This is a genomic window from Streptomyces sp. WAC06614 (assembly GCF_003949795.1).
Taxonomy (GTDB): domain Bacteria; phylum Actinomycetota; class Actinomycetes; order Streptomycetales; family Streptomycetaceae; genus Streptomyces.
Window position 1 is genome coordinate 1 of the sequence record NZ_RPRY01000438.1, and the last position, 4,816, is coordinate 4,816.

The window sequence follows — 4,816 nt, forward strand, 5'->3', positions numbered from 1 at the left end:
ACGGACCCCACACCGACCCCGCCGACCGACCCGCAGCCCACCCCACCTGGGGATCCGCAGCCTCCGACGAGCTGAGCGGCGTACGGTCCGGGCCGGTTCGGGCCGGGTGACCGCGGTCGACTTGCCAGGGTGGGGGAAGGGTGCGTATGGTTATAGATCGTTTGATCCCATTGCCCGGCGCCGAACCCGAAGAGCGCCGTGTGGCGCGTACTCTCCCTTGCCGTGGCTGACCGCATCGAGGCGGTCGAATTTGCGATCACGGAGTTTGGGCGCGTGCCGAGACTCCGGAAGGTTTTCGCATTCGCATGTCCATTTCCAGTTCCGACCGTGCCGTCATGCCCGAGAACGACTCGATCGAGGCCGTCGAGACCCTTGCGGTCGACGAGACTCTTGAGGCGCTCGAGGCGGACGTCGCCGACGTGGACGTCGACCTCGCCGAGGACGACGAGCCGACCATCACCTTCGGCGACCTCGGTCTGCCCGAGGGCGTCGTCCGCAAGCTCGCCCAGAACGGCGTGACCACCCCCTTCCCGATCCAGGCCGCGACCATCCCGGACGCCCTGGCCGGCAAGGACATCCTGGGCCGCGGCCGTACCGGCTCCGGCAAGACCCTCTCCTTCGGTCTGCCGCTGCTCGCCACCCTGGCCGGCGGGCACACCGACAAGAAGAAGCCCCGCGGCGTCATCCTCACCCCGACCCGTGAGCTCGCGATGCAGGTCGCGGACGCCCTCCAGCCGTACGGCGACGTGCTCGGCCTGAAGATGAAGGTCGTCTGCGGCGGTACGTCCATGGGCAACCAGATCTACGCCCTGGAGCGCGGTGTCGACATCCTCGTCGCCACCCCGGGCCGGCTGCGCGACATCATCAACCGCGGTGCCTGCTCCCTGGAGCAGGTCCAGGTCGCGGTCCTCGACGAGGCCGACCAGATGGCCGACCTGGGCTTCCTGCCCGAGGTCACCGAGCTGCTCGACCAGGTCCCGACCGGCGGCCAGCGCCTGCTGTTCTCGGCCACCCTCGAGGACGAGATCGACACCCTGGTCAAGCGCTACCTGGTCGCCCCGGTCACGCACGAGGTGGACCCGTCCGCCGGCGCCGTCACCACGATGACCCACCACGTCCTCGTCGTGAAGCCGAAGGACAAGGCCCCGGTCACCGCCGCCATCGCCGCCCGCAAGGGCCGCACCATCATCTTCGTCCGCACCCAGCTGGGCGCCGACCGCGTGGCCGAGCAGCTGCGCGAGTCCGGCGTGAAGGCGGACGCGCTGCACGGCGGCATGACCCAGGGCGCCCGCACCCGGACCCTGGCCGACTTCAAGGACGGCTACGTCAACGTCCTCGTCGCCACCGACGTCGCGGCCCGCGGCATCCACGTCGACGGCATCGACCTGGTCCTCAACGTGGACCCGGCCGGTGACCACAAGGACTACCTGCACCGCTCGGGCCGTACCGCCCGCGCCGGCCGCTCCGGTGTCGTGGTCTCCCTGGCCCTGCCGCACCAGCGGCGCCAGATCTTCCGCCTGATGGAGGACGCGGGCGTGGACGCCTCGCGCCACATCGTCGGCGGCGCCGGCGCCTTCGACCCCGAGGTCGCCGAGATCACCGGTGCCCGCTCCCTGACCGAGGTCCAGGCCGACTCGGCGGCGAACGCCGCCAAGCAGGCCGAGCGCGAGGTCGCCGAGCTCACCAAGCAGCTCGAGCGCCTGCAGCGCCGGGCCGTCGAGCTCCGCGACGAGGCCGACCGCCTGGTCGCCCGCGCCGCCCGCGAGCGCGGCGAGGACCCGGAGACCGCCGTGGCCGAGGCCGCGGAGGCGGCGGTGGCCGAGGTCGCCGCCGAGCTGGCCGCCACGCCGGAGCCGGAGGAGCGCGCGGAGCGCACGTACGAGCGCCGCGACGACCGCGGTGGCGACCGTGGCTTCGACCGTCGAGACCGCCGCGACGACCGTGGTGGCGACCGCGGCTTCCAGCGCCGTGACGAGCGCGGTGGCGACCGTGGCTTCCAGCGCCGTGACGACCGTGGTGACCGTGGCTTCCAGCGTCGCGACGACCGTGGCGACCGCGGCTTCGACCGCCGGGACGAGCGCGGTGGCGACCGTGGCTTCCAGCGCCGTGACGACCGTGGTGACCGCGGCAACTTCCCGCGTCGCGACGACCGCGGTGACCGTGGCTTCCAGCGCCGGGACGACCGTGGCGACCGCGGCTTCGACCGCCGTGACGACCGCGGTGGCGACCGTGGTGGCGACCGTGGCTTCCAGCGTCGCGACGACCACCGTGGTGGCGGCTTCCGCCGCGACGACCGCCCGTCCGGTGGCTTCCGCTCCGGCGGCGACCGTCCGTTCAACCGCGACCGCCGCGACGACCGCCCCTCGGGCGGCTTCCGCTCCGGCGGCGGCGACCGCCCCTACGGCCGCCGCGACGACCACCGCCCGTCCGGCTCCGGCTCCTTCGGCCGCCGCGACGACAAGCCGCGCTGGAAGCGCAACGGCTGATCCTGCCGACAGAACCCCGACAGGGCCCGTACGCCACCGCGTACGGGCCCTGTCCGCCTCCTACGGGCCCCTGCTGACACCCCGTGGGAGCCACGCGGCCGATACCCGATCGGCCGCGCGCCCCTCTGGGGCTATGCTCTGGGGTGAGCATGCCGCGGGCCATTAGCTCAATTGGCAGAGCAGTGGACTTTTAATCCATTGGTTGTCGGTTCGAGTCCGACATGGCCTACCGCTCAGGAAGCGCCCCGTCCGGTCCTCGCCGGGCGGGGCGCTTCTGCGTACTCCTCGTACACGTGCGCGATACAGTGCGATGCATTGCCAGGTCGGAGGGGCAGTGGGCGGCGCGTGCGGGTGCGCTCGTGGTGACGGTGGGGAGCGTGGGGTGTCCGGGCTGGGTGCGGGGGAGCTGGCGGCGCGGTGGTGGAAGTGGGCGCTCTCGGCGCCGGCCGGGCGCAGTCCGGTGGTGGACCGCACCGGTGAGCACGCCCACTGGCGGCAGCCGTCCGACGTGTGGTTCCTCGCGGGCACCTACGGCGGGCGCGTGGAGCGCCGTTGCACCGTGCCGACAGACCGGCCGCTGTTCTTCCCCGTCCTCAACACCCAGCGCGTGGCGTGGGGATGGCGGCCCGAGCCGCTCCGGCTGCGGGTGTCCCTGGCCCGGGCGGAGCTGAACGGGATCCCGCTGATGCTGCATCAGGCCACCTCCCGGCGCTTCCTGGCCGCCGGGCTGCCCCGGGTGGCCTGGGGGCTGTGGGGCACGCTCGACCCGCTCGTGCCGGGGGAGTACGTGCTGTCCATCCAGGGGAGCGCGGGCGACTTCTGCGTCGACACCACCTACCACCTGCGGGCCGCCGAGCCGGAGGCCGGCCGGGCCTAGGCCGTCGGCCAGCGCGTCAGCAGGTCGTGCAGGGCGGCGATCCCGCGGGTCCAGGACTCCTGGACCGGGCGGGCCGCGGCGAAGCCGTCGGCGGCCTCCAGGGCGGCGAAGCCGTGGAAGGTGCTGCGCAGCAGGCGGACGGCGTCGGTGAGGTCGGGCTCGGCGAGGTCGTACGAGCGCATGAGCGCGTACGTGTACTCGACCAGCTTGGCGTGCCCGGGCGACCCCGCCAGGACGGCCGCCGGCAGCCGGAGCTGGACGGCGGCGTACCGCCCGGGGTGGCTCACGGCGTAGGCGCGGTAGGCGTCGGCGAACGCGGTCAGCGCGGCCTGGCCGGAACGGCCGGCCAGCGCGGAGCCGAGGCGGTCGGCGAACTCGGCGGCGGCGTGCACCGCGAGCCGGGCGCGCAGGTCGTCGAGGCTGCGGATGTGCGAGTACAGGCTGGCGTCCTTGACGCCGAAACCGCGCGCCAGCGCCGAGATCGTGACGTGGTCCAGCCCGGCGGAGTCCGCGAGCTCGGCCGCGGCCTCGACGAGGCGCTGGGGGGTGAGGCCTGCTCGGGGCACGCGGGTCGCTCCTGCCTGGCGGGGACGGACGTACGTCAAAAGCGTTTGCCTAGGATATCTAGGAAATCTAGCGTGGGCCGTATGAAGTCACTCACCGAGAAGGAGCTCCGGGGCTCCTTCGTGAACTGTTCCAAGGGCGAGGCCGCGCGCCTGCCGGTCCCGCGCGACCTGGAGTCCCAGCCCTGGGCCGACCTGGACTTCCTCGGCTGGCGCGACCTGTCCGCCCCGGACCGCAGCTACCTGGTCGCCGAGATCGACGGGGTCCCCACCGGGATCGCCCTGCGCTACCCGACCGCCCGGCGGAGCCTGCTGCACCGCAGCATCTGCGGGCTGTGCCTGACCGTCCACGCGGGCAGCGGGGTCTCCCTGATGACCGCCCGCAAGCGCGGCAAGGAGGGGCGCGAGGGCAGCTCGGCCGGTCTGTACATGTGCACCGACCTCGCCTGTTCCCTCTACGTGCGCGGGCTGAAGCAGCCGGAGGGCGGGGGCGGCCGGTTCGAGGAGACGCTCACGATGGACGAGCAGATCGAGCGGCTGCGCACCAACCTGGCCAAGTTCGTGGCCTCCTTGTGAGCCGCTGCTGGGCGGCTGCTGCGCCGCCGGCGAGCCGCTGTTGAGCGGCTCGGGCCCGGTCCGGCCGGGCCGCCGACGGCCCGCCGGGCCGTTAATGGTCGGCGGAGGGTCCCCCGATGGCGTAAGGTGGTGTTCACCGACGCGGGGTGGAGCAGCTCGGTAGCTCGCTGGGCTCATAACCCAGAGGTCGCAGGTTCAAATCCTGTCCCCGCTACTGAAACCGAAGGCCCGGATCCTCAAGGATCCGGGCCTTCGGCGTTCCTGCCGCCCGCGGCCCCGGCTCACCCGATCGCCCCGGCCGGGTCGCCCCGGCC

At 73.1% G+C, this 4,816-nt stretch carries 4 protein-coding genes and 2 tRNA genes; 5 read left to right on the forward strand and 1 reads right to left on the reverse strand.

The features are described 5' to 3' along the window. The first annotated feature begins 305 nt into the window (after positions 1 to 305). The 3 genes from EF918_RS32630 to EF918_RS32640 all read left to right on the forward strand — a co-directional run bounded on the left by EF918_RS32630 (position 306) and on the right by EF918_RS32640 (position 3,363). Entirely contained in the window at positions 306 to 2,486 is a 2,181-nt protein-coding gene (locus EF918_RS32630) for a DEAD/DEAH box helicase (RefSeq protein WP_125652522.1), read from the forward strand. A 156-nt stretch (positions 2,487 to 2,642) separates the two neighbouring features. Next, positions 2,643 to 2,715, forward strand: a tRNA-Lys gene (locus tag EF918_RS32635). A gap of 153 nt (positions 2,716 to 2,868) precedes the next feature. Further along, positions 2,869 to 3,363 (forward strand): hypothetical protein, encoded by a 495-nt coding sequence (locus EF918_RS32640; protein WP_125652523.1) that lies wholly within the window; start codon positions 2,869 to 2,871, stop codon positions 3,361 to 3,363. Here EF918_RS32640 and EF918_RS32645 read toward each other — a convergent pair. Continuing rightward, entirely contained in the window at positions 3,360 to 3,929 is a 570-nt protein-coding gene (locus EF918_RS32645) for a TetR/AcrR family transcriptional regulator (protein ID WP_125652524.1), read from the reverse strand. The genes EF918_RS32640 and EF918_RS32645 overlap by 4 nt on opposite strands. An 81-nt stretch (positions 3,930 to 4,010) precedes the next feature. Between EF918_RS32645 and EF918_RS32650 the strand changes: the two genes are divergently transcribed. After that, the gene (locus EF918_RS32650) at positions 4,011 to 4,502 is read left to right on the forward strand and encodes an FBP domain-containing protein (RefSeq protein WP_125652525.1); all 492 of its coding nucleotides are present in this window, start codon (positions 4,011 to 4,013) and stop codon (positions 4,500 to 4,502) included. A gap of 140 nt (positions 4,503 to 4,642) precedes the next feature. Continuing rightward, positions 4,643 to 4,716 (forward strand) — tRNA-Met (locus EF918_RS32655). Positions 4,717 to 4,816: the final 100 nt, after the last annotated feature.

Excerpts from the sequence above, each read along its gene's own strand:
- EF918_RS32630 (WP_125652522.1), top strand. The coding sequence starts at position 306 with ATGTCCATTTCCAGTTCCGACCGTGCCGTCATGCCCGAGAACGACTCG.
- EF918_RS32650 (WP_125652525.1), top strand. The coding sequence starts at position 4,011 with ATGAAGTCACTCACCGAGAAGGAGCTCCGGGGCTCCTTCGTGAACTGT.